Source organism: Robinsoniella sp. KNHs210, from assembly GCF_000686105.1.
GTDB classification, from domain to species: domain Bacteria; phylum Bacillota; class Clostridia; order Lachnospirales; family Lachnospiraceae; genus Robinsoniella; species Robinsoniella peoriensis.
On the sequence record NZ_JMLZ01000002.1, the window covers coordinates 3661723 to 3683378 of the forward strand.

Sequence of the window (21656 nt, forward strand, 5' to 3'; positions counted from 1 at the left end):
GAATATGATTTAAAAAGAGAAGCCGCTGTATGGCATACAGCGGTACTCTCTTTCTTAGACCATAGAAAAAAGGAAAAGGAGGATTTCCGGTGATAAAAAAATTAACAAAAAGGAATGCATCAATACAGAAAAACACAGCTGTGGCATTTACAACAAAAGAGAAACTCCATAGCAGATTAGGAAAGGACATGAAGAAGAACTGGATACTTTATGTAATGATCCTGCCGGTCGTTATCTATTATGTTGTATTTGCATATGGCCCGCTCTACGGCATACAGTTAGCGTTTAAGGACTACATCATCAAAGATGGAATATGGGGAAGTCCCTGGGTTGGATTTGAGCATTTTACCAGGTTTTTCAGCAGCTACAATTTTGAATTATTATTAAAGAACACGATTGGAATCAGTCTTTACAGTATTTTAGTGGGATTTCCTATTCCGATTATGTTTGCTTTATTGTTAAATTATTTAAAAAACAAACATCTCAAGAAAACAATTCAAATGGCATCTTATGCCCCTTATTTTATATCCACGGTAGTTATGTGTGGTATGATTGTCATTTTTCTAAATCCGGATACAGGTATTTTTAATACTATCAGAGGGGGGCTCGGACTGGAATCTATTGATTTCCTGGGAAAACCGGAACTGTTTAAATCTATTTATGTATGGACCGGGGTATGGCAGGGACTGGGATGGAGCTCTATTATCTATATATCGGCATTATCCGGCGTAGATTATCAGCTTCATGAAGCAGCAATTGTGGATGGAGCTACAAAACTGCAGCGCATTTTCCATGTGGATCTGCCATCTATTAAACCCACCATTGTCATGCTGCTGATTCTTCAGATGGGATCACTGATGAGCGTAGGCTTTGAAAAAGTATTTTTGCTGCAGAATACCTTGAATAAAGGAGCGGCGTCTGTTATTTCTACGTATGTATATGAGGTTGGTTTGATTAATAGTGACTATGGGTATTCTACGGCAATCGGACTGTTTAATTCCGTGATTAATCTGACTTTAATCGTAGTGGCTAATCAGATTTGTAAAAAGTTTGCAGATGAGAGTCTGTTCTAGAGCGTGTTTGGAAAGGAGTAGGGTAGAAAGATGAGCAAAATAGCGAAAACAGGAAGAATAAAGCATTCTCATGCAGATAAAGTATTTGACATTGTAAATATCATACTTATGGCAGTCCTCTTAATAATATTTATATGGCCGCTATGGTTTGTGGTAATAGCGTCCTTCAGCAATCCCTCAGAGGTATGGAATGGCAATGTGGTTCTTCTGCCAAAGGGGTTTACAATGGCTGCATATGAAGCAGTCATCGAATATAAGGCCATTTGGACCGGGTATGTTAATTCTATTTTTTATACGGTGGCGGGCACTCTGATTAATCTGGTTTTGACCGTATGTGCGGCTTATCCATTGGCAAGAAAAGATTTTGTGCCAAGAAATGTACTTATGTTTCTTTTCATGCTGACTATGTATTTTAGTGGTGGTCTGGTTCCTACCTATCTGATTGTGAATAAACTGCATTTGACCAATACACCATGGGCAATGATGATTCCAGGTGCAATTTCCATCTATAATGTTATTATCACAAGAACCTATTTTATAAATAGTATACCATCCAGTTTGCAGGAGGCAGCAGAGTTGGATGGTGCCAATACATACCAGTTCCTGATAAAAATAGTACTTCCGCTGTCCAAGCCTATTCTGGCTGTTATTGGACTGTATTATGCGGTTGGTCACTGGAATGATTTCTTCTCCGCATTAATCTACATTAATGATAAAAATCTAATGCCTTTACAGTCCTTCCTGCGTGATTTATTAATGACGAATAAGATGAGTCTCACAAATCTGCAGGGTCTGGATGCAGCTGCAGCAGAAGCAAAAATGCAGCTTTCCCAGACATTAAAGTATAGTGCGATTATAGTTTCTACGGTACCTGTATTATGTATCTATCCTTTTATACAGAAATATTTTGTAAAGGGTGTTATGATTGGTTCCGTCAAAGGATGAGCGCGTACGTTTTTTATTATTGTTGAAATAGAAACAATAATTTAGTATAATTATTGTATATAGTTTTCCAGAGCGTGGTTGGAAATTGGTGGAATGTATTTCTAAACACGCTCCGGAATAAATTGGACAGGAGGACAGGTCATGAATAAGGGAGGACAGGTTGTAGGTGCATTCTGGGACGTATTAAACAAGATGATGTGGCTTGATAAGTATCGTATGAAAAGCAGTCTTAAGGATTATAAACCTTCGGAGGTTCATTGTATCGAATATATTGGCAGCAATGCGGATTCCAACGTGACAAAACTTGCAGAGTCCTTTTACATGACCAGCGGTGCCATTAGTAAATTATCGAAAAAGCTTATACAAAAAGGCCTTATTGAAAGTTACCAAAAGCCGGATAACAAGAAGGAAATTTATTTTAAGCTTACTGCCCAGGGGGAAGCGGTTTACCGGGTTCATGAAGAATTACACAAAGAGTTTCAGGAACGGGATAGAGCAGTCTTTGAGCAGGTAACAGAGGAAGAATTTGATATCATGCTTCGATTTGCAGAAAAGTATGGTGCGCATTTAGATGCCGAAATAAAGAAACTGGGTGTAGACATGAAGTCGGAAGACTATGATAAACTTTGAAAAATGAATAGGTAACGGAAGCAGTCCCATTCTAACTGGATCGGGCTGCTTTTTTTAATTTCTGTTTTGTTGACAAGGAAACAATATCATGGTAGTATAAAATTGTTTCCTAGGAAGAAAAAACGATACAGTTTTAGCGGGCAATCCGGAAGCTTATGTTATAGCTGTCACGCTTTGGAAAACACAATTAAACTATGGAACTATATACAATGATCAAAAAGGAGAACCAATTACGATGCGTAATGAAACTATATTTAAAAAGGATTTTATGCTTGTTGCTGCCGGTCAGATTATTTCTTTATTTGGAAATCAGATATTACGGTATGCACTGCCGCTTTACTTATTAAATCAAACGGGCTCGTCTGCTTTGTTCGGGACAATATTAGCCTGTTCTTTTATCCCAACGCTCTTACTTTTCCCAATAGGAGGGATTTTGGCGGACCGGGTTAATAAAAGAAATATTATGGTCATTCTGGATCTTAGTACAGCTATTTTAATTTTCCTGTTTTATCTGCTGTCAGGGCAAATGGACATTGTGCCGCTTATGACTGTTACTATGATGATTTTATATGGCATACAGGGAGCTTACCAACCGGCGGTTCAGGCAAGTGTGCCTTCTCTGGTAGATACGGAACATATCATGCAGGGAAATTCAGTAATAGATTTAATCAGTTCCCTGGCAAATATGACCGGGCCGGTAATCGGAGGCATTTTGTTTTCTGTTTTTGGCTTAACCCCTATTCTGTATGTAAGCTTTGGCTGCTTTCTGGCATCGGCTGTAATGGAGATGTTTATTCATATTCCATTTGAAAAAAAGAAAACCACCGGAAATATCATTGCTATGGGATTTCATGATCTGAAAGATAGTTTTGGATTTATGTTTAAGAAGCAGCCTGTGTTATGGAAGGTATCTTTAGCATTTGCTTCGATTAATTTGTTATTAACTTCTTTAATAATGGTGGGAATACCAGTCATTATTACGCTGCATTTGGGGTTTGCAGCGGATACGGCAAACCGCCTATACGGATACGCCCAGGGAGCCATCGCCGCAGGCAGTATATTAGGAAGTCTGCTGGCGGGAGTATTTTCAAAGAAATTAAAGTTAAAGTCAAGTCCATTTATCTTAGCGGGATGCGCGATGTGTATTCTTCTGGGAGGGTTCGCACTGCAATTGTTCACAGAATCTATGGCAGTCTATATTGTCCTGATAACCGGCTGCAGTCTGCTATTAGCAATGACCACCTTATTTTCCATCCAGGTACTGACTTGTCTGCAGATTTTAACACCCATAGAGTTAACAGGAAAAGTACTGTCATGCGTGCTGTGCATATGTATGTGCACAAATCCTCTCGGTCAGTTTATGTATGGTATTGTTTTTGAACATATAGGGAGCGTCACCTATGTTCCGTTTTATGGGGCAGGTCTGATTATGCTGGTAATTAGTTTGCTGACACGGCGCATTTTCTTTGGGATTGATCAGCTAATGGAAACTCATACGATTGTGAAAAAAGGAAAAATATAATTATAATTCCGAAATATACAAAAAAATGTGTACAATATACCAATAATTAAAAGACATAGGTGATAGATATGGCTAAAATATACTTTATAAGAGAAAAAAACAATATAAAAGAGCACATTATAGACAAAGGCAAATGAAAAAAATAGAAAATAAAAAAAGTTATGATTACAGAAAAAAGTTCCTTATTGTGGAATGAATGGTAGAAAGAGAGGGAATATGGACAATTTGGAACAAAGTACAGTTGATTATGAAAAGTACCATAGATTTATATTAATGAAGAGGAGGATTAGGAATGCATCGAAAGACAGCGCTGATTACAGGTGGAGCAAGAGGGATTGGGAAACAGATTTCTTTGGATTTAGCTGAAGAAGGATACAATATTGTAGTGAATTACCGCAGTGATAAGGAAGCAGCCTGTGAGATATGTGAAAAAGCAAAAGAGATTGGTGTAGATAGTCTGGCTGTCTATGCGGATATGGGAAGTGTCAGAGATATTGAGAAAATGTATCAAATTGCCTTTGAGAAATTTGATGTCATAGATATAGTTGTGAACAATGCAGGTATCAGCCCTGAAGTGTATTTTCTTGATGCAACAGAAAAAATGTTTGATGATATGACTGCAATTGACTGGAAAGGCCTGTTCTTCAGCAGCCAGATTGCCGCTAAAAGAATGGTGGTAAAGGGTGTGAGCGGAGTAATCATTAATATTTCATCTAATCAGGTGGAAGGGTGCTGGCCAAGAGCAACTATATATGGACCGACTAAAGCGGCGGTTACAAAGTTTACCAAAAATGCGGCTATGGAGTTGGCATTAAAGGGAATCCGCATGGTTGCCGTGGCTCCGGGCTATACGGATGTAGGGTGGGATTCTGGTGATATCCGGCTGGAGGCGGCAGAACGGCTTCCTTTCAAACGATTTGCAACTACCAGGGAGATTGCCCAGGCAGTTGTCTATCTGGCATCGGATAAAGCGGCATATATTACAGGGACCTCGTTGCTGATAGAAGGAGGCGCAAGTCTTCCTGTGGTAGCCGCCAATGATTTTGTGGAGGTAAAGTAGAATGGAAGAGTATCAATACTATAATCAGCTTTTAAAAGGTGATGGAGGTGCTCTGAAAAGGGCGTTGTATAAGTCCATGGGATTTACAGATTCCGCGCTGGAAAAACCATTGATTGCCATAGTCAATACATATACCAATGCAACACCGGGTCATTATAACATAAATGAAATGTGTGAGCAGGTGAAAAAAGGTATCGAATCCAGAGGCGGTACAGCCATGGTATTTGGCAGCATTGCACCATGTGACGGCATAGCGGAAGGGCATGATGGAATGAGGTACATACTACCTTCCCGGGATTTGATAACCTCTTCAGTTGAATGTATGGTCAGGGCTCATAAATTTGATGGACTGGTATTGCTGGGTTCCTGCGACAAAATTGTGCCGGGCCTTTTGATGGCGGCTGCAAGGCTGGATATCCCATCCGTTTTCTGCAATAGCGGCCCCATGATGCCTGCCATGTATAAGAATAAACATTATGATGGAAATATTGTAACAGAGGCAGTCGGCTGGAAACAGCGGGGAGAAATCTCACAGGAAGAATTCCGGGAAATCGAAAATCTTGCGGAGCCTTGTGTTGGTTCCTGTGCCATGTTAGGTACTGCAAATACTATGGGTTGTCTGGCGGAAGCGATGGGGATGAGTTTACCGGGGAGTGGAACGGTCCCTGCAATTTATTCCAAACGCATGCAGATTGCATACTCCACGGGAGAGGTAATTGTTGATCTGGTTGCAAAAAAATTAACAGCCCGTCAGATCATTACAAAAGATTCCATTTATAATGCAATGGCCGTTTTAATGGGAATCGGCGGATCAACCAATGCTATTATGCATTTGCAGGCGATACACAAAGAAGCCGGATTAGGGGAATTGCCTCTTACACTATTTGATGAATTAAGCAGAAAAATACCTCAAATAGCATCTGTCTATCCGGCATCTCCTTACGATATGGTGGATTTTTATGAGGCCGGAGGAGTACCTGCGGTCATGAAAGAGCTGGAGTCTCTGCTCCATATGGAATGCCTCAATGTTTCCGGAAGTACCATGGAGGAGTCATTAAAACAGTTTGGCTTTAGCGGACGCAGGGAGGTAATCAAATCCATCAAAGAACCGTTTCACTTAACAGGCGGGGTAGCAGTCCTGAGAGGAAATTTAGCACCCCTTGGAGCCGTTGTAAAACCGGCAGCCATTCCGGCTCACTTAATGAGAATAGAGGGGAAGAGTCAGGTATTCCAGAGTGAACAGGAGGCCTGCCAAGCTATATTAAATGGGATGGTGGAGGAAAATACCATTATCATTCTTCGCTATGAAGGACCCAAAGGCGGGCCCGGTATGCCGGAAATGTATCGTCCTATGAAATGCCTGGAAGGCATGAATTTATCAGACAGCTGTGCATTGATTACAGACGGAAGATTTTCCGGATCCAACCGGGGATGTTTTGTTGGACATATTTCACCGGAAGCCTACGAAGGAGGAATTCTTGCACTGGTGGAGGACGGGGATATGATCCGGATTGATGTGGATAAAAGAGAGCTTTCCTTATTAATAGAAGATACCGTATTAAACGAAAGAAAAAAACATTGGATCCGTCCGGAAAAAGAAGTTTTAGACGGATATCTGAATACTTACAAAAAAATCAGCCAGTCAGCGGCACAAGGCGCAGTGGTGGAATAGGAGAATCGTATGATTGAATGGAAAAATGATGATGAATTATTTGAATTAATGAGGAGTGAAATGTATTCAGCCGTAATCGGTGATATTTTAGATAAAATGGGGTATTTTCATCAGTTTCTGCCCCAGAAAATACAGCCGGTCAATTCCAAAATGGTAGTGGCGGGACGTGCAATGACGGTGTTAGAGGCAGATGCGTTCGAAGAACTTTCCAATGGGCAGAACCCGATTATGAAGAAACCCTTTGGATTGATGCTGGAAGCTTTGGATGATCTGAAAAAGAATGAGGTATATATTTGTACCGGTGCTTCTCCTTCCTACGCTCTGGTAGGAGAACTGATGTGTACCAGAATGCAGATATTAGGCGCGGCAGGGGCGGTGGCCAATGGTTTTCACAGAGATACAAATGGAATAGAGGAATTAAAATTCCCCTGTTTCTCCTATGGCAGATACGCACAGGACCAGGCTCCCAGGGGAAAAGTTATTGACTTTAGAGTGCCTGTTGAGATCGAGGGAGTGCGTATTAATCCAGGAGATATTATTTTCGGCGATTTAGAGGGGGTTCTGGTAATTCCCAAAGCAGTAGAAGCGGAAGTCATCCGGAGGGCATATGAAAAAGCTATGGGAGAAAAGATGGTGGCGGAAGCAATAAAAGGCGGAATGGGAGCGAAAGAATCATTTGACAAATATGGGATTATGTAAATAACCGGGATTTCCATGCCCGGGCAGATATGATATTATGATACCGAACATTGCACTGCTGCATTTGGGATGTATTGCACAATGGAAGTAAATGGGGTGTCGTATGCAGAGAATCATGAAAAATATGCAGATTCATGACTTCGGAAAACAGAGAAATGTGGAGAGGAGGAACTGCGAATGAAACATAGAAGAGATGTCATCGCCACCGGTCTCCAATTAGGGGAAGGGTGTATATGGGATCAGGCACGAAATAAGGTACATTTTGTGGATATCGAAGGGTTTACTATTTACTCTTATTCCTTGCATGACAAAACCCTGGAAGCATTTAATATGGGAGATTATGTTGGCTGTATTGCGTTAAATGATCAAGGCGATTTGATTGCAGCGGTTAGGAACAAAATCATACGATTGAATCTGAGCACCGGGATGCAAGAGCCTGTTATGCAGATCAGCCTGCCTGCACATATTCGCTTTAATGATGGAAAACTGGATCCATATGGAAATCTGTGGGTCGGGACTATGGCTATTGATCAGAACCATCCAAAAGCGCAAGGGGCGGGATCCTTGTATTGTATAAAGGAAGGCAGGGTTATTTCTAAATACGATGGATTCACTATTTCTAATGGATTAGTCTGGAATCCATCAGGAGATAAATTCTATCACATCGATACCCCAACCCAAAAGATTGACGTATATGATGTGGTGGAAGAAGGTGTCTTAAGCAATAAAAAAACAGCAGTTTCCATTGATGAAAAGGAAGGGGCTCCCGATGGAATGTGCATGGATGGCCGCGGTCAACTATGGGTTGCAATGTGGGGCGGAGGAAAGGTTCAATGTTATGACCCCGGTACAGGGGCCAAAATCAAAGAAGTGCAGGTGCCGGATCAAAATGTATCCTGCTGCATAATAGGAGGTGGGAATAAGAATTTATTATTTGTAACCACAGCTCAGGATGAACATAATAATTTAGGAAAGCTGTATATGTTTACCGGGGATCACATGCAGGAAGAGTGGTATTAGTTCTATGATGTGATTGGAAAAGGGCAAGGAAGAATAGGCAGGATATTTTTCCTTGTCCTTTTTTTGTGTGAAAATATTATCAGGTAATTTTGTAAAAAAATAAAAAGCAGACATTAAACACCTGTAATTGTGAAAAAAAGGAAAAACAGAATAATAATTCCGAAATGTACAATGAAATATGTACAACATACCGATAAGTAAAAGACATAGGAGGTAAATATGGTTAAAATATACTTCATAAGAGGCGAAAACGATATAAAAGAACACATTATATACAAAATAAAATGGGAAGAATTGCAAATACAAAAAACCATACTTACAGGTGAAAGTTCCTTATTGTGGAATGAATGGTAGAAAGAGAGGGAACATGGACAATTTGGAACAAAGTATAATGGAGATTTTGGCAAAGGGATCCTGTCAGATACAGATTCGAAATTCAGGAATTTTTCGTTTCCCGTCGGCGTACCGATTTAAGGACCATAATCATAAAGAAATTGAAATTAATTGTATTAAATCGGGCCATTGCATCATGGGAGTGGAGGGACAGTATTTTCCGCTGAAAGAAGGTGACTGCATGGTGGTTTATCCGGGGGTGCCTCATTGCTTTATTGTAGATACTAGGGAAAAGTGCAGTATTGCTCAATTGGAGTTTTGTGTACAGGCGCCGAAGACTTTGGAAGGGATATTGAGCTTTTTATGCCAGGAACCCAGATACCACAAACTGTCCAATTGTGAAATGGCATGCTGCCTTCTGGAGAGCTTGTGTAAGATTTACCGGGCGAAGAAAGAGGAAGAACAAAAAAATATTCAGCTGAAGTTGTCTATTTTTCAGCTGTTCATAGAGTTATCCGATAAAATTACAGAGAAAATACAGCAGCAGGAAAGTCATAGTAAGGCTGGAAAGATGGCAGATATCATCCGTTATATTAATGAAAATTATGAGATGGATATTAACAAAGAAAAGCTTGCGGAGCAGTTTGGAATCAGTTCCCGGTATATCCGCAAGTGTTTTGCAGAGGAGACGGGAATCAGCTGTCAGCACTATATTAATACTCTGCGGGTTGAAAAGGCAAAGGAGCTTTTGTGGTTTACATCCAATACGGTGACAGAGATTGCATTGAAAGCGGGTTTTAACAGTGCACAGTATTTTTGCCGGGTATTTCAGCAATATATGGAGATGTCGCCGTTAGAGTACCGGAATTTATGGCAGGGAAGTAAAGCGGAAGAGCTTTGCACTATAGAAGCATAGAAGGAGGAAGAATTATGGGAAGTGAATTGGAATTTGCACACATATCCAAATATTTTCCGGGTGTAAAAGCTCTGGATGATATTTGCTTTCGGGCATATGGGGGTGAGGTGCTGGCCTTCCTGGGAGAAAATGGTGCCGGTAAATCTACATTATTGAAGGTTCTCAACGGTGATTACCAGCCGAATGCGGGGAAGTACCTTCTGGATGGAGAGGAAAAGCACTTTCGATCCCCTCACGAGGCAATTGAAGAAGGGATCAGTGTTATCTATCAGGAACGGCAGATATTAATGGAGCTCTCTGTGGCAGAAAACATCTATCTGGGAAGAATGCCGGTAAATAAATTGGGCGTTATCAATGTGAAGCAGGCAAATGAGATGGCACAGAAAATCATTAATGAATTCGGGCTTCCGATCAGGGCAAATGAAAAGGTGAAGGATTTAAGTATTGCTTATCAGCAAATGGTTGAGATTATGAAGGCTTACAGCCGAAAAAATCTAAAAGTAATCTGCTTTGATGAACCAACTGCCAGTTTGAGTGATTCAGAAATCGACAGCTTATTCAGTATTATTGAAAAGCTGAAAAAGGAACAGAAAATAGTAATCTATGTATCACACAGAATGAATGAAATACAGCAAATTACCGACAAAGTAGCTATTTTTAAGGACGGGCGGTATGTTGATACGGTTGTAACCGGAAAAGTATCAGAAAAAGAGATGATACGGATGATGGTAGGCAGGGATTTGGGAAATATTTATGAAAGCCTTGACCGCAATAAAAAGATTGGTAAGGTACTTCTGGAAGTGAAGAATGTTTCTTCGGATTATGTGAAGCCGGTATCTTTTGTACTTAGAGAAGGAGAAGTGCTGGGATTCTCGGGTCTGGTAGGAGCCGGGCGGACTGAGGTGATGCGTGCCATTATCGGAGCCGACAAGCTCCAGAGTGGAGAAGTGATCCTGGAGGGAAAGAAAATTACGAACCGGTCTCCGAAAGAGGCTATGAAAAACGGAATTGTGCTGGTGCCGGAAGACAGAAAGATGCAGGGAATTCTGTCAAATCTGAGCGTGTCGGGTAATATCAACGTATCCCTTATGGATAAAAATTCTAATAAATTTGGAATTATCGACAAGCGGAAAGAAGAGGCAGAGGCTAAAAAAGGTATCGAGTCCTTTAAAATTAAAACACCTTCCCCAGACAAAAAGATCGTTGAACTGTCCGGCGGAAATCAGCAAAAATGTATTGTAGCAAGATGGATTACCACGAACCCCAAGGTTCTTATTCTGGACGAGCCTACAAAAGGAATTGACGTAGGGGCAAAGTCAGAATTTTATCAGATGATCTGTGAATTTGCAAAGCAGGGGCTGGGAGTTATCCTGATTTCATCTGAACTTCCGGAGGTTATCGGACTTTCAGACCGCATTATTGTAATGCGTGGGCTGCATATATCAGGTGAGATTATGAGAGAAGAAGCGACAGAGGACAGGCTCTTAAGCTTGGGTATGATAGGAGAGGAAACAGAATGAAAAATACAGAGAATAAGGGAATGAATCAGAATAGCAGCAGTAAAGTTAAAGCAATAGCAGGATATATAGGAGGCGACAAGCTGGTATTGATTGGAGCAATTATTGTGGTATTTGCATTGTTTACTTCAATTAATAAAAATTTTCTTTCAATTCAGAACATGATTAACCTTTTGGTGGCAGCATCACTGGTTGGGATGGTAGCTGTGGGACACACCTACTTAATTATTGCGGGACAAAACGATTTATCCCCGGGATCCCTGGCAGCATTTTCCGGTGTTATGGTTGCACTTTTAGTGGCAAATGGAACACCCATAGTACTTGCAATTCTTCTGACCCTGGGAGCATCGGTAGTTGTTGGATTGTTCAATGCATGGATGGTAAATAAAATTAAACTGGAAGCATTTATCGCTACTTTAGTAACACAGTCCATTGTACGTGGATTTGCATTTATTATCTGTAATGGAAAACCGGTAGGTATTGCAGATGTAGGATTTTTAAAGCTGGGAAAAATTCGTTTCTTAGATATCCCGCTGGCAGTTTGGGTGATGATTATCTGTATTATTGTATTTGGCTTTATTCTTCAGAAGACAAAGTTTGGACGAAGTATCTATGCAATAGGCGGAAATAAAGAAGCTGCAAGACTTGCGGGACTGAATCCTGAAAAAATTGTTACATGCTGCTTTATCATGATGGGCGTGCTCTGTGCTATGGGAGGTATCCTGTTCTCGGCAAGAATGAATGCCGGACAGCCTTCCGCAAATGTAAACCTGGAGTTTGACGCAATTACCGCAGTTGTATTAGGCGGGGTATCATTCACCGGCGGAGTGGGAAGCATGGGCGGTACCGTACTGGGTGTTATTTTAATCCAGGCTTTTAACACAGGTCTTATAATGGTCAATGTGCCTACATTCTGGCAGTATGTTGCCCGCGGATCATTGCTTCTGTTTGCACTTGCATCCGATTATATCAGGAAAGAAAAGAGAAACAAAGAACTTCTTGCAGCAAGTATGAGAAATGCAGAATAACGGGAACAAATCACACAAAAGTGTGTTTTGGATACATATGTAAAAAGTTTTAAGGACCGGGTGCATTAATTCCATGGAGTGGTTCGGGAGCTTTTCATATCAAAAAGGAGGATAATCATGAAAGCAAAAAAATTATCAGCATTATTAATGACAGTCGTATTGGGGGCAGCAGCATTAACAGGATGCAGCAGTGAAACAGCGGAGACAGCAAAAGAAACAACGAAAGAGACAACAAAAGAAACGACAAAAGAAACAACAAAAGAAGCGGGGGAGACAACAAAGGAAACGTCACTGGAAGAAACTAAAAGCGCAGAGAATACTGCGGGAGAAGGGCAGGATAAAGATTTATTAGTTTATGGTATCTATAAAGCAGGCGATCAGACTTGGTTTATTGATGAAGGCGAAGCAGCGAAAAAAGCGGTTGAGGCTGCCGGTGGTGAATTTGTATACGTTGATGCGAAAATGAACCCGGAAGAATATTTAAAGGCAATTGATAATGCGATTGCAAACCAGGCAGACGGTATCGTGACCTGTATTCCCGATCAGACGATGTCACAGGCAGTTATTGATAAATGTACAGAAGCAAATATTCCGGTTGTAGCGGCTGATGACGCACTGCAGGATGCAAACGGCGAAAAGCTGGCACCATGGGTAGGCATCAACGCATATGTTATAGGTGAAGCTAATGGTGAGTGGATGGCTAATTACGTAAAAGAAAATAACCTTGCGGCAGATGAAGAAGTGGGAATGCTGCTGATGACAATGGATACCGTATCCAGCTGTGTGCCTCGTGCAGAAGGTGAATATGACAAATTTACAGAACTGGTTCCGGAATTTGATACAGCTAAGATCTACCGTGCGGATTATGACGGAACAACAGATAAAGGAAATACAGCGGCAGCAGCGGTAATTACAGCACATCCTGAAATTAAGAAATGGCTGGTAACAGGAGCAAATGAAGAGGGCGTTATCGGTGCAGCAAGAGCATTAGAGAGTGCAGGACTGGACAAGGATGCCTGTGCAGTAGGTCTGGGTGCTTATATGGCAAAAGACGAGTTTAAGAAAGAAGGCGGTTCCTGTGTAGTTGCTTCCGCATATTTTTCAGCAGATTCTGTAGGTGCAGGTTCCGTAGATGTTCTCCTGGGATTGATCGAAGGAAAAGAAGTTCCGCAGGAAACAGCAGTAGATGCTGTAGTAGTGACTGCAGATACTTATGAAGAGGTAATGGGCGAAGCAGCCAAATAAAGGGCAAGATGAAGGAGCAGGCAGAAGATGACAAACAGAGAGAACTTCCTGTCGCTGATAAGGCGGCAGGGATATGAATGGATTCCGGTAGAATTTGTACTTTCTCCGCATCAGCAGCAGGTTTGCAAAGAACAGCTTGGTGCAGATGATTATGAGGAATATTTCAAATTTCCATGGCGCAGGGTAGAAGATCTGCGCCTGCGCAACCATGACACAGAAAAATATCGTGTATATTATCAGACACCGCTTGCAGAGGGTGCGGATATCGACATCTGGGGTGTTGGGCATGAGAAATCGCCAAACAGTATGCATATGACCTATATGCGTAATCCACTGGAAAACATGGAAACCCTGGAGGAGATAGAGAATTATCCATATCCGGATTTTGCGAAGGCAGATGGATCCCACCAGGCGGAGCAGGTTGAAAAAATAAAAGCAAGAGATCTCATTGCGATAGGTGACATGCAGATGACAATATGGGAATGCGCCTGGTATATGAGAAGTATGGAAGAGCTGTTCTGTGATATGATGGAGGAAAATGAAATAGCTGAATTTCTATTTGATAAGGCGGCAGAGCAGTCCACAATAAGGGCTGCTGCCTATGCAAAAGCCGGGGTGGATGTATTGTTTATTGGTGATGATATCGGTATGCAGTATACGCTTATGATGAGTGAAGAGCTTTACTGCAGATGGATTAAGCCAAGACTGGCGGCACTGATTCGTACAGTAAAAGAAATTAACCCTGAAATCGTAATTTTTTATCACTCATGTGGATTTATCGAGCCCCTGATACCCCATTTAATAGAAGCAGGGGTAGAAGTTCTGAACCCTATTCAGAGTGAATGCATGGATTTTGAAGAAATCCATAAAAAGTATGGTCAGCAGATTTCATTTCACGGTACAATCGGCACACAGACTGTTATGCCTTCCGGCACCCCTCGGGAAGTGAAGGAAGCAGTCTGGAACAATCTGGATATTGCAGGGGAAAAAGGCGGACTCTTTGTGGCACCGACCCATATGCTGGAACCAGAGGTTCCACTGGAAAATATTCTGGCTTATGTGGAGGCGTGCAGAACTTATAGAAAAAAAGGCGGGAATTAAGCTGGCGGCGGGGATGAAAAACTCCAACCTTTCAAATACGCTCCGGGGAAGGGAGATTATATAATGAAAAATAGAAAAAGATGGATAAGTATGGCTTTGGCGGGGGTCATGATATTTCAGATGAATGGAATCCTCGTTTTTGCGGAAGCTGCATCTTCAGACGTTCAGACGGCTGATGTGCAGGAAGTGGCAGAAACAGAGATAGGCAGTGATGTTTGGGATACACCGGTGATTCCGGATGCAGCCAGGTATATAAAAGGGATAGAACAGACCGAGGTCAGCCTGAATGAGAAGACGGGAGACGGAACTTGGAGATATCTGTTTGATATTCCTGATTATACACAGGCAGGGGGAATTGCGGCACCCAATGAAGAGAACCAGGATTTTGATTTCAGTAAATGGGAAGAAAGAGACTGGAAAAACATAAAAGTGCCTGGAGAGCCGCTTATGCAGGGCTTCGACATCCTGACAAACAACGAGTATTATTACCAGCGTGAGATTACGGTACCGGAAGACTTTGCGGGAAACAGGGTATTGGTAAGGTTTGACGGTGTGTACAGCAATTCCCGTGTGTGGATTAATGGAAAATATATCCGCACTCATGTAGGTGGATTTACCACCTGGGATTGTGATATCACAGAATTTGCAGCACCGGGTGAGACAGTCACCATGACAGTGGGAGTTGCAGAAATATACAGTACCACAAAGGGAATCTGGAACCCGGAAGGAAAATCAGTCAACAATCCGGCAAATGCTACAGAGTATGCCCATCACAACATGGGCGGGATTAACAGGGATGTAAGCCTTGTTGCAGTTCCATATGACAGTATTGCACGGACCTATGTAAATACCGACTTTGATGAGACATTTACGAATGCAGATCTGGAAGTAACTGCCCAGCTGAACATGGTTTCAGGCGAAGGCGCACTGCTTGTGGAATTGCTTGACGGGGAATCAGTAGTTACCTCCGGTACAATAGATTTTGATCGGGATACAGAGGCTTTAAAGAATTTACCGGAACTTGTTGAGGAAGCAAGTACTTTATTAAAAGAAAATGAAACGAATCTCTATGAAGGAAATTCCGGTAAAACAGGACAGTACTCCAAAGCAGCATTTGAAAATATGCGCAAAGAAAGGGACAATGCTTTAAAAGTCCTGGCGGGAACGGGAGAACTCTCAGCTGCAAAGAAACTTACCCTGCCGGTTACAGAGCCGAAGCAGTGGGATGCCGAACACCCAAATCTGTATACGCTGCGTACCACATTACTGGTGAACGGGGAAGCGGTACAGATAAATGAGGAGAATGTAGGATTCCGTGAAATACATTACGGAGGCGCAGACGGCACAGATACCAATAAAGTTTATGTGAATGGAAAAGAAGTAAAACTGCGCGGTACCTGCCGACATGATGTATCCGATGATCTGGGACGTTCCATGACCAGAGAAGAAAGTTACGCCGAGATTGCAGCGTACAAGAATGCAAATATAAACCATATACGTACATCACATTATCCGGCTTCTGAAGATCTGCTGGATGCCTGTGATGAAATGGGAATTTATGTGGAACAGGAGACAGCTGTCTGCTTCCAGGGGCCATGGGCAGATGTCAGCAGTAAGTACGAAGATTTTCTTCCTCAGTTTACGGAGATGATTGAACGTGACCGCAACAGGCCGTCCATTCTCATCTGGTCTCTGGGAAATGAATCAAATTACAGTAAAGTAGCGTCACAGTCCGGAGGAAATGCATTCCAGGATGAAAGAGAATACTTAAGAGATGTGGACACAACCCGTCCATGCGTATTCAGCTTCCCGGATACCGGAGAACCTGCAGGCTTTGCCGATATCTACAGTGCCCACTATGCAAATGTAACAGGCGGCATGGGGAGAGCTGACAAACCCGTTATACATGATGAATATGCACATATTTCCTGCTATAACCTGGATGAACTTCAGCGGGATGTAAATGTACGTAATTTCTGGGGCGAAAGTGTAAAAAAAGGTTGGGAAAATATTTTCACCAGTGACGGAGCCCTTGGCGGAGCTTTATGGGGCGGAATCGATGATGTATTCTACATTCCGGAAGGTACCACAGAGCGCTGGCAGTCACATTCAGATGGCCAGACAGCCGGATATGGAGAATGGGGAAGCGTATTGGATGCCTACCTGAGAGAGAAGCCGGAGGCATATCTTACTAAGAAAGCCTATTCGCCTGTACGTGTGGAGGAAGAGGCATGTTACATATCTGACGGTACGATGTATATTCCGGTGAAGAACTGGTTCGACCATACAGATACAAATGAATTGAAGCTTGAATATACCGTTGACGGTGAGCAGAATGAAATTATGGTTGGGGAAAGTATTGCACCTCACAGTGATGGCGTGATTACCATAAACGGGGTATCCCAAGATGCACAAGCTGTAAATCTGAAATTTTATACACCGGATGGAATTATGGTGGATGAGTATAATGTTGCGATTTCATCGAAACAGTACAACTTCACACCGGCTGGGGATCAGGCACCGGCTATTGAAGAAAATGAACAGGATATTGTTGTAAAAGGCAAAGACTTTTCAGTTTCTTTCAGCAAGGAAAGCGGTATGATCTTAAGCGGTCAGTTTCAGGATCAGGTTCTTGTGACAGGCGGTCCATACCTTCATGTAACAGGAATGAGCCTTGGAGAGTGGAACCTGGCGGAAATAGATGGTATTACAGCTGAGACACAGGAGCAGTATGCTGTAGTAACCGTAAATGGTTCTTATGCAAATGGCCAGGGTGTGCGTTTTGATATAAAGATATCAGGAAATGGCATAATAACCACAGACTATACGCTGACAACTGCACCGAAAGTGACGAGCGGACTAAAAGAGGTGGGTATCAGTTATGATATCGACAAAGATACAGACAGTGTAAGCTGGTTAAGAGATGGTTTATACACAGCTTATCCGGAAGACCACATCGGACGTAATAAAGGAGTGGCTCTCAAGGTAAGAGAAGGATCGGATGTGACACCGGATCAGTATGGGGTGGAACCGCAGTGGTCCTGGAAAGATGATATGAAGAATTACTTCGTATATTCTACGGATGACCCCAATAATGGACTGGTAACCAATGACTTCAAAACCATGCGTGAGCATGTGTGGTCCTATGATGTAAACTATGGACTGGAAGCAGACGCACCCCGCATCAGTGTAGAAGCTCCGGATGCCAACGTGGCAGCCCGCGTTGCAATTACCTTTGATCTGGGCTATGTGGATGACAGGGACGCAGCCATTAAGTATACGGGCGGATGGGCGACCTATGATTCAAATTCTGATTATGCGGGAACAGAAACATTTAGTTCAAAATTAGGTGATTCCTGCGAATTTAAATTTACAGGAACCGGCATACGCTATATCGGATCGAAGCAAAAGAATACGGGCCTTGTAAAAGTGTATGTAGATGGTGAATTCAAAGAAGAAATTGATACCTACAGTAATCTGGGAAATGATCTGAAGCAGACGGTGATTTACAGCATAGAGGGACTGGAGAATGGTGAACATACCATTAAACTGGAAACGGCAGGCGGAAAAGCTAATTGCATCGTAGTAGATGCTTTCGAAGTTTTGAAGCCGGAAGGAAGCAGCGCTACTGAAAAAGCACAGCTCATCATTAATAACCAATGGTATTATCCAAACCTGGGATGGGGCAACTACACCGGTATTCAGGGAAAACTGGCAAATGGTTCTACAGGATCAGGAACAATCCGTCTGACAAATGAAAATAATCTGACGGAAGAGACGATTACATCACTGGTTAATTTAAAGATATCAGCAGTAAATGAAGAAGAATTGAAGGTTTCCTATCATGTACAGAATGAAAGTGAAGCTACAGAAGTGAAACTGCAATGGTACCGGGTAGCAGCAGGCGATCCGGACAGTAAGGCACAGGTAATTGAAGGTGCTGAAAATGACATACTGAACATAAAGGGACTGGAAGCAAACAAGGTTTACTGTAAGGCTACGCTGTTGATTGACGGAAAAGAGAGACAGACCGTAAAGAGTAATGGAATTGAAATAGGACAGGATTCTTATCGCTACTATGATATATTAGATGACTCGGATGAATTTGTATTTTCAGGAACCAAAGGTACAGATTATAAGACTGATAAAGATAAGTCCTGGACTGCAAATGCTTATGGTAAATCTGTCACCTACCTTATGGATACAAAAAATGAAGCAGGTGTTTCCTTCAAGTTTGCGGGAAGCGGAATCCGCTGGGTAGGCGCAAAAGAAAACAATCAGGGTATAGCAGAGGTAACGGTAGACGGAGGAAGTCCCGTAGAAATTGACTTGTTTGATGCGAACTCCAGCACGGGCAATCAGGTAAATGAAGTGCTTTTTGAGCAGGTATGGGATGAACCGGGAGAACACGAGATTACAATCAACCGCACAGGAAGAAAGAATCCGTTATCCTTAGGCGCAAATGTCAGCCTGGACGCATTTATTATCATCAATGATGTAAGTGAAAATGTCAGAATCAGTGATGTGGCAGTAAATGAAAATGAAGATGGAAGCCTCACGGCGGGTTGTACCATCACAAACGGGGCTCCAGAAGATTTAGAGTATCAGTGGTATGCAGCAGATGCATATAGTGCACAGGGATACGATAAAGAAACTTATGTAGCAATTGAAGGAGCTGTTAGTCAGAATTATATGCCGTCAGACACGGATGCAGGGAAACTGCTGCGCTGTGATGTGTGGAGTGCTGATGCCAGTACACCGGTTAGAAGTGCCAATGCCATATTGGCAAAAGCGCTGATGATTGATGATACGGATGAATCAGTACAGTATCCGGAAGGAAGCATTCAAGATACTGCAGACGCATCATATTTAGCAGGAAATAAACCATATAACAATACGATTACTTATTTTAAAGATGGAGAAGTGAAACTTCAGTTTAATGGTACCGGCATCGTCTGGCTGTCCGGTTATGATCAGACACTGCGCAGTGCAGCCGTAAAAATAGATGACGGCAGCGCAGAATCCGTGGAAATCCGTGCAGCTCAAGGCGGAGGATGGGACTTTAACCAGTATAAAGTATATGGAGTGACAGGACTGGAGCCTGGAAACCACAGCATTACCATTACGGCTGGTACCCCCGGAGTTTATAATAATGCAGATGCATTTATGGTATTGAATCCTGGAGAGGAACAGCCGCAGACCGGAAGTATCTCTGAGGATGTTCAGGAACCCAAGATGCAGTCAGGGCTTGAATCAGAATCAGAAGCCAATAATGGTGAAGAACAGGCAGAAACAGATAATACGGTTATGACCCAGACCGGGACAGCAAGAAAAGCAGAAATAAGAATAAATGGAAATGCCGTTATGACTCAGACCGGAACGGTAAATAGAACAGATTCGCAAGATAATGGAAATTCTGTCATGACCCAGACCGGGACAATTGACAAATCCGTATCGGAAGATATAGATAATGCAATTGTAAAATTAACAAAGGCGATATCAGACTTCAAAGCATCCCGCATTGAGAAAGAACCTGTGGATAAATCAAAGCTGTCAGCACTCATAAATAGTGTTAATGGCAAGTATAATGAAAAATTATATACGCCGGAGAGCTGGAAAGTATTTATCCAGGCGCTAAATGCAGCAAAAGGCGTAAACGCAAATGACAATGCGGTTCAGGCGGATGTATCAAAGGCAATATCTGCACTGGAGTCTGCAATAAGAGGATTAAAGCCCGCCCAGGCAAAACCGGTGCCCGTTGACAAGACGGCATTGAAGAATCTGTATCAATCATGTGCATCCCTTAAAAAAGCGGATTACACGGCATCCACCTGGTCGGTATTAGAAGCAGCTATGAAAAATGCAGCAGCTGTTATCAATAATCCAAATGCAACAAAAGAAATGACAGACCAGGCGTACAATGCTCTGAACAAGGCAAAGAGCGGGCTTTCAAAAATTCCTGCACTTCCGAAAAAAGGAAGCACCTATCAGACAAGGGGACTGCGTTACAAAGTAACGGCTTCTACGAGCAGAACAAAGACAGTAATGCTGGTAAAACCTGCGAAGAAAACATACAGATCCATAACGATTCCGTCCACTGTAAAAATTAAAGGATATACCTACAAGGTAACCAGAATTGACGACAATGCATTCCGGAAAAACACAAGACTGTCGAAGATTACAATTGGAAGCAATGTGACGAAAATTGGAAAAGAGAGCTTTGCAGGATGTAAGAAACTGAAATCTGTTACGCTGAAATCTAAATCAATTACAAGTATTGGAAAGTATGCGTTCAAGAATATTTCAACAAAAGCAAAGATCTATGTTCCGAAGAAAAAATATTTATCCTATAAAAAGATGCTGTCAAAAGCAAAACTCAGCAGTAAAGTAAAAATAATTAAAAAGTCAATGTAAATTAAGAATCCGCCGGTAAATGGTATCAATAAGGCATTGGAAGTAAATAGTGATGGAGACGAGAAAGAACCCATGGCTCCATATGTTTTGCCAGAGGATACTGATTATGAAAATGAAACTTAAAATTATGGATTCTTGATAGAATCACAGGTATAATGTTACGGATAAACATAAAGACTGTGTACAGTGTTTATGGAGTTGAATACATTCAACTTCATAGCGCTGTACACAGTCTTTTTACGTTTTCAATTTATTAAAATTTAATCAGGATGTTGTTCTTTTTAAATACTCTGTTGTTTTCACAAGACTTATCATATGTCCATCAATTTTTCTGCTGACCGCCAGCAACTCTTTTCCTGTTAACGGTTTTCCTTCTTCAACCAATCGGTCTAATTTTTTCCCTTCTGCAGCTAATGCACATTTGTACCAGTTCTTTTGAATATTACATAACATTCTTCTCATATGTTTTCTCCTTTATTCG

General features: G+C 41.9%; 16 protein-coding genes. 15 read left to right on the forward strand and 1 reads right to left on the reverse strand.

Translation table 11 applies throughout. The features are described from left to right. The first annotated feature begins 89 nt into the window (after nt 1-89). The 15 genes from CD03_RS0122515 to CD03_RS0122585 all read left to right on the forward strand — a co-directional run bounded on the left by CD03_RS0122515 (nt 90) and on the right by CD03_RS0122585 (nt 21175). The gene (locus CD03_RS0122515; protein WP_242849138.1) at nt 90-1073 is read left to right on the forward strand and encodes an ABC transporter permease; all 984 of its coding nucleotides are present in this window, start codon (nt 90-92) and stop codon (nt 1071-1073) included. 30 nt (nt 1074-1103) lie between these two features. Beyond that, nucleotides 1104-2018 (forward strand): carbohydrate ABC transporter permease, encoded by a 915-nt coding sequence (locus CD03_RS0122520; RefSeq protein WP_027295559.1) that lies wholly within the window; start codon nt 1104-1106, stop codon nt 2016-2018. Between the two features lie 141 nt (nt 2019-2159). Next, complete coding sequence (locus tag CD03_RS0122525) at nt 2160-2648, forward strand: MarR family transcriptional regulator (protein WP_027295560.1); 489 nt, start codon at nt 2160-2162, stop codon at nt 2646-2648. Nucleotides 2649-2883: 235 nt separating this feature from the next. Beyond that, a complete protein-coding gene (locus tag CD03_RS0122530) occupies nt 2884-4170 on the forward strand; it encodes an MFS transporter (RefSeq protein WP_027295561.1) in 1287 nt (428 codons plus the stop codon). Between the two features lie 292 nt (nt 4171-4462). Next, nucleotides 4463-5230: an SDR family NAD(P)-dependent oxidoreductase gene (locus tag CD03_RS0122535; protein WP_027295562.1), complete on the forward strand. Its 768-nt coding sequence runs from the start codon at nt 4463-4465 to the stop codon at nt 5228-5230. Between the two features lies 1 nt (nt 5231). Beyond that, a complete protein-coding gene (gene ilvD, locus CD03_RS0122540) occupies nt 5232-6902 on the forward strand; it encodes a dihydroxy-acid dehydratase (protein ID WP_027295563.1) in 1671 nt (556 codons plus the stop codon). A gap of 9 nt (nt 6903-6911) precedes the next feature. Next, complete coding sequence (locus CD03_RS0122545) at nt 6912-7601, forward strand: RraA family protein (protein WP_027295564.1); 690 nt, start codon at nt 6912-6914, stop codon at nt 7599-7601. Nucleotides 7602-7778: 177 nt separating this feature from the next. Next, on the forward strand, nt 7779-8621 hold the full coding sequence (locus tag CD03_RS34445; protein WP_052377927.1) for an SMP-30/gluconolactonase/LRE family protein: 843 nt from the start codon (nt 7779-7781) through the stop codon (nt 8619-8621). A gap of 219 nt (nt 8622-8840) precedes the next feature. After that, the gene (locus tag CD03_RS39015) at nt 8841-8975 is read left to right on the forward strand and encodes a hypothetical protein (protein WP_255348109.1); all 135 of its coding nucleotides are present in this window, start codon (nt 8841-8843) and stop codon (nt 8973-8975) included. Nucleotides 8976-8988: 13 nt separating this feature from the next. After that, on the forward strand, nt 8989-9870 hold the full coding sequence (locus tag CD03_RS36380) for an AraC family transcriptional regulator (RefSeq protein ID WP_027295565.1): 882 nt from the start codon (nt 8989-8991) through the stop codon (nt 9868-9870). A gap of 14 nt (nt 9871-9884) precedes the next feature. After that, nucleotides 9885-11390 carry a sugar ABC transporter ATP-binding protein gene (locus tag CD03_RS0122565; protein WP_027295566.1) on the forward strand — a complete coding sequence of 502 codons (1506 nt, stop codon included), beginning with the start codon at nt 9885-9887 and terminating at the stop codon, nt 11388-11390. Continuing rightward, nucleotides 11387-12415 (forward strand): ABC transporter permease, encoded by a 1029-nt coding sequence (locus tag CD03_RS0122570; protein ID WP_242849139.1) that lies wholly within the window; start codon nt 11387-11389, stop codon nt 12413-12415. Before CD03_RS0122565 ends, CD03_RS0122570 begins: the two co-directional genes overlap by 4 nt. 117 nt (nt 12416-12532) lie before the next feature. Next, nucleotides 12533-13660, forward strand: coding sequence for a substrate-binding domain-containing protein (locus CD03_RS0122575; protein ID WP_052377928.1), 1128 nt, complete (start codon nt 12533-12535; stop codon nt 13658-13660). Between the two features lie 27 nt (nt 13661-13687). Then, complete coding sequence (locus tag CD03_RS0122580; RefSeq protein WP_027295569.1) at nt 13688-14761, forward strand: uroporphyrinogen decarboxylase family protein; 1074 nt, start codon at nt 13688-13690, stop codon at nt 14759-14761. A 63-nt stretch (nt 14762-14824) separates the two neighbouring features. After that, the gene (locus CD03_RS0122585) at nt 14825-21175 is read left to right on the forward strand and encodes a glycoside hydrolase family 2 (protein ID WP_027295570.1); all 6351 of its coding nucleotides are present in this window, start codon (nt 14825-14827) and stop codon (nt 21173-21175) included. A 264-nt stretch (nt 21176-21439) separates the two neighbouring features. Here the strand turns inward: CD03_RS0122585 and CD03_RS0122590 are convergent, their stop codons facing one another. Continuing rightward, nucleotides 21440-21637 carry a hypothetical protein gene (locus tag CD03_RS0122590; RefSeq protein WP_027295571.1) on the reverse strand — a complete coding sequence of 66 codons (198 nt, stop codon included), beginning with the start codon at nt 21635-21637 and terminating at the stop codon, nt 21440-21442. Between the last annotated feature and the right edge of the window lie 19 nt (nt 21638-21656).

Excerpts from the sequence above, each read along its gene's own strand:
- CD03_RS0122520 (WP_027295559.1), top strand. The coding sequence starts at position 1,104 with ATGAGCAAAATAGCGAAAACAGGAAGAATAAAGCATTCTCATGCAGAT.
- CD03_RS0122525 (WP_027295560.1), top strand. The coding sequence starts at position 2,160 with ATGAATAAGGGAGGACAGGTTGTAGGTGCATTCTGGGACGTATTAAAC.
- CD03_RS0122530 (WP_027295561.1), top strand. The coding sequence starts at position 2,884 with ATGCGTAATGAAACTATATTTAAAAAGGATTTTATGCTTGTTGCTGCC.
- CD03_RS0122535 (WP_027295562.1), top strand. The coding sequence starts at position 4,463 with ATGCATCGAAAGACAGCGCTGATTACAGGTGGAGCAAGAGGGATTGGG.
- ilvD (WP_027295563.1), top strand. The coding sequence starts at position 5,232 with ATGGAAGAGTATCAATACTATAATCAGCTTTTAAAAGGTGATGGAGGT.
- CD03_RS0122545 (WP_027295564.1), top strand. The coding sequence starts at position 6,912 with ATGATTGAATGGAAAAATGATGATGAATTATTTGAATTAATGAGGAGT.
- CD03_RS34445 (WP_052377927.1), top strand. The coding sequence starts at position 7,779 with ATGAAACATAGAAGAGATGTCATCGCCACCGGTCTCCAATTAGGGGAA.
- CD03_RS39015 (WP_255348109.1), top strand. The coding sequence starts at position 8,841 with ATGGTTAAAATATACTTCATAAGAGGCGAAAACGATATAAAAGAACAC.
- CD03_RS36380 (WP_027295565.1), top strand. The coding sequence starts at position 8,989 with ATGGACAATTTGGAACAAAGTATAATGGAGATTTTGGCAAAGGGATCC.
- CD03_RS0122565 (WP_027295566.1), top strand. The coding sequence starts at position 9,885 with ATGGGAAGTGAATTGGAATTTGCACACATATCCAAATATTTTCCGGGT.
- CD03_RS0122570 (WP_242849139.1), top strand. The coding sequence starts at position 11,387 with ATGAAAAATACAGAGAATAAGGGAATGAATCAGAATAGCAGCAGTAAA.
- CD03_RS0122575 (WP_052377928.1), top strand. The coding sequence starts at position 12,533 with ATGAAAGCAAAAAAATTATCAGCATTATTAATGACAGTCGTATTGGGG.
- CD03_RS0122580 (WP_027295569.1), top strand. The coding sequence starts at position 13,688 with ATGACAAACAGAGAGAACTTCCTGTCGCTGATAAGGCGGCAGGGATAT.
- CD03_RS0122585 (WP_027295570.1), top strand. The coding sequence starts at position 14,825 with ATGAAAAATAGAAAAAGATGGATAAGTATGGCTTTGGCGGGGGTCATG.
- CD03_RS0122590 (WP_027295571.1), bottom strand. The coding sequence starts at position 21,637 with ATGAGAAGAATGTTATGTAATATTCAAAAGAACTGGTACAAATGTGCA.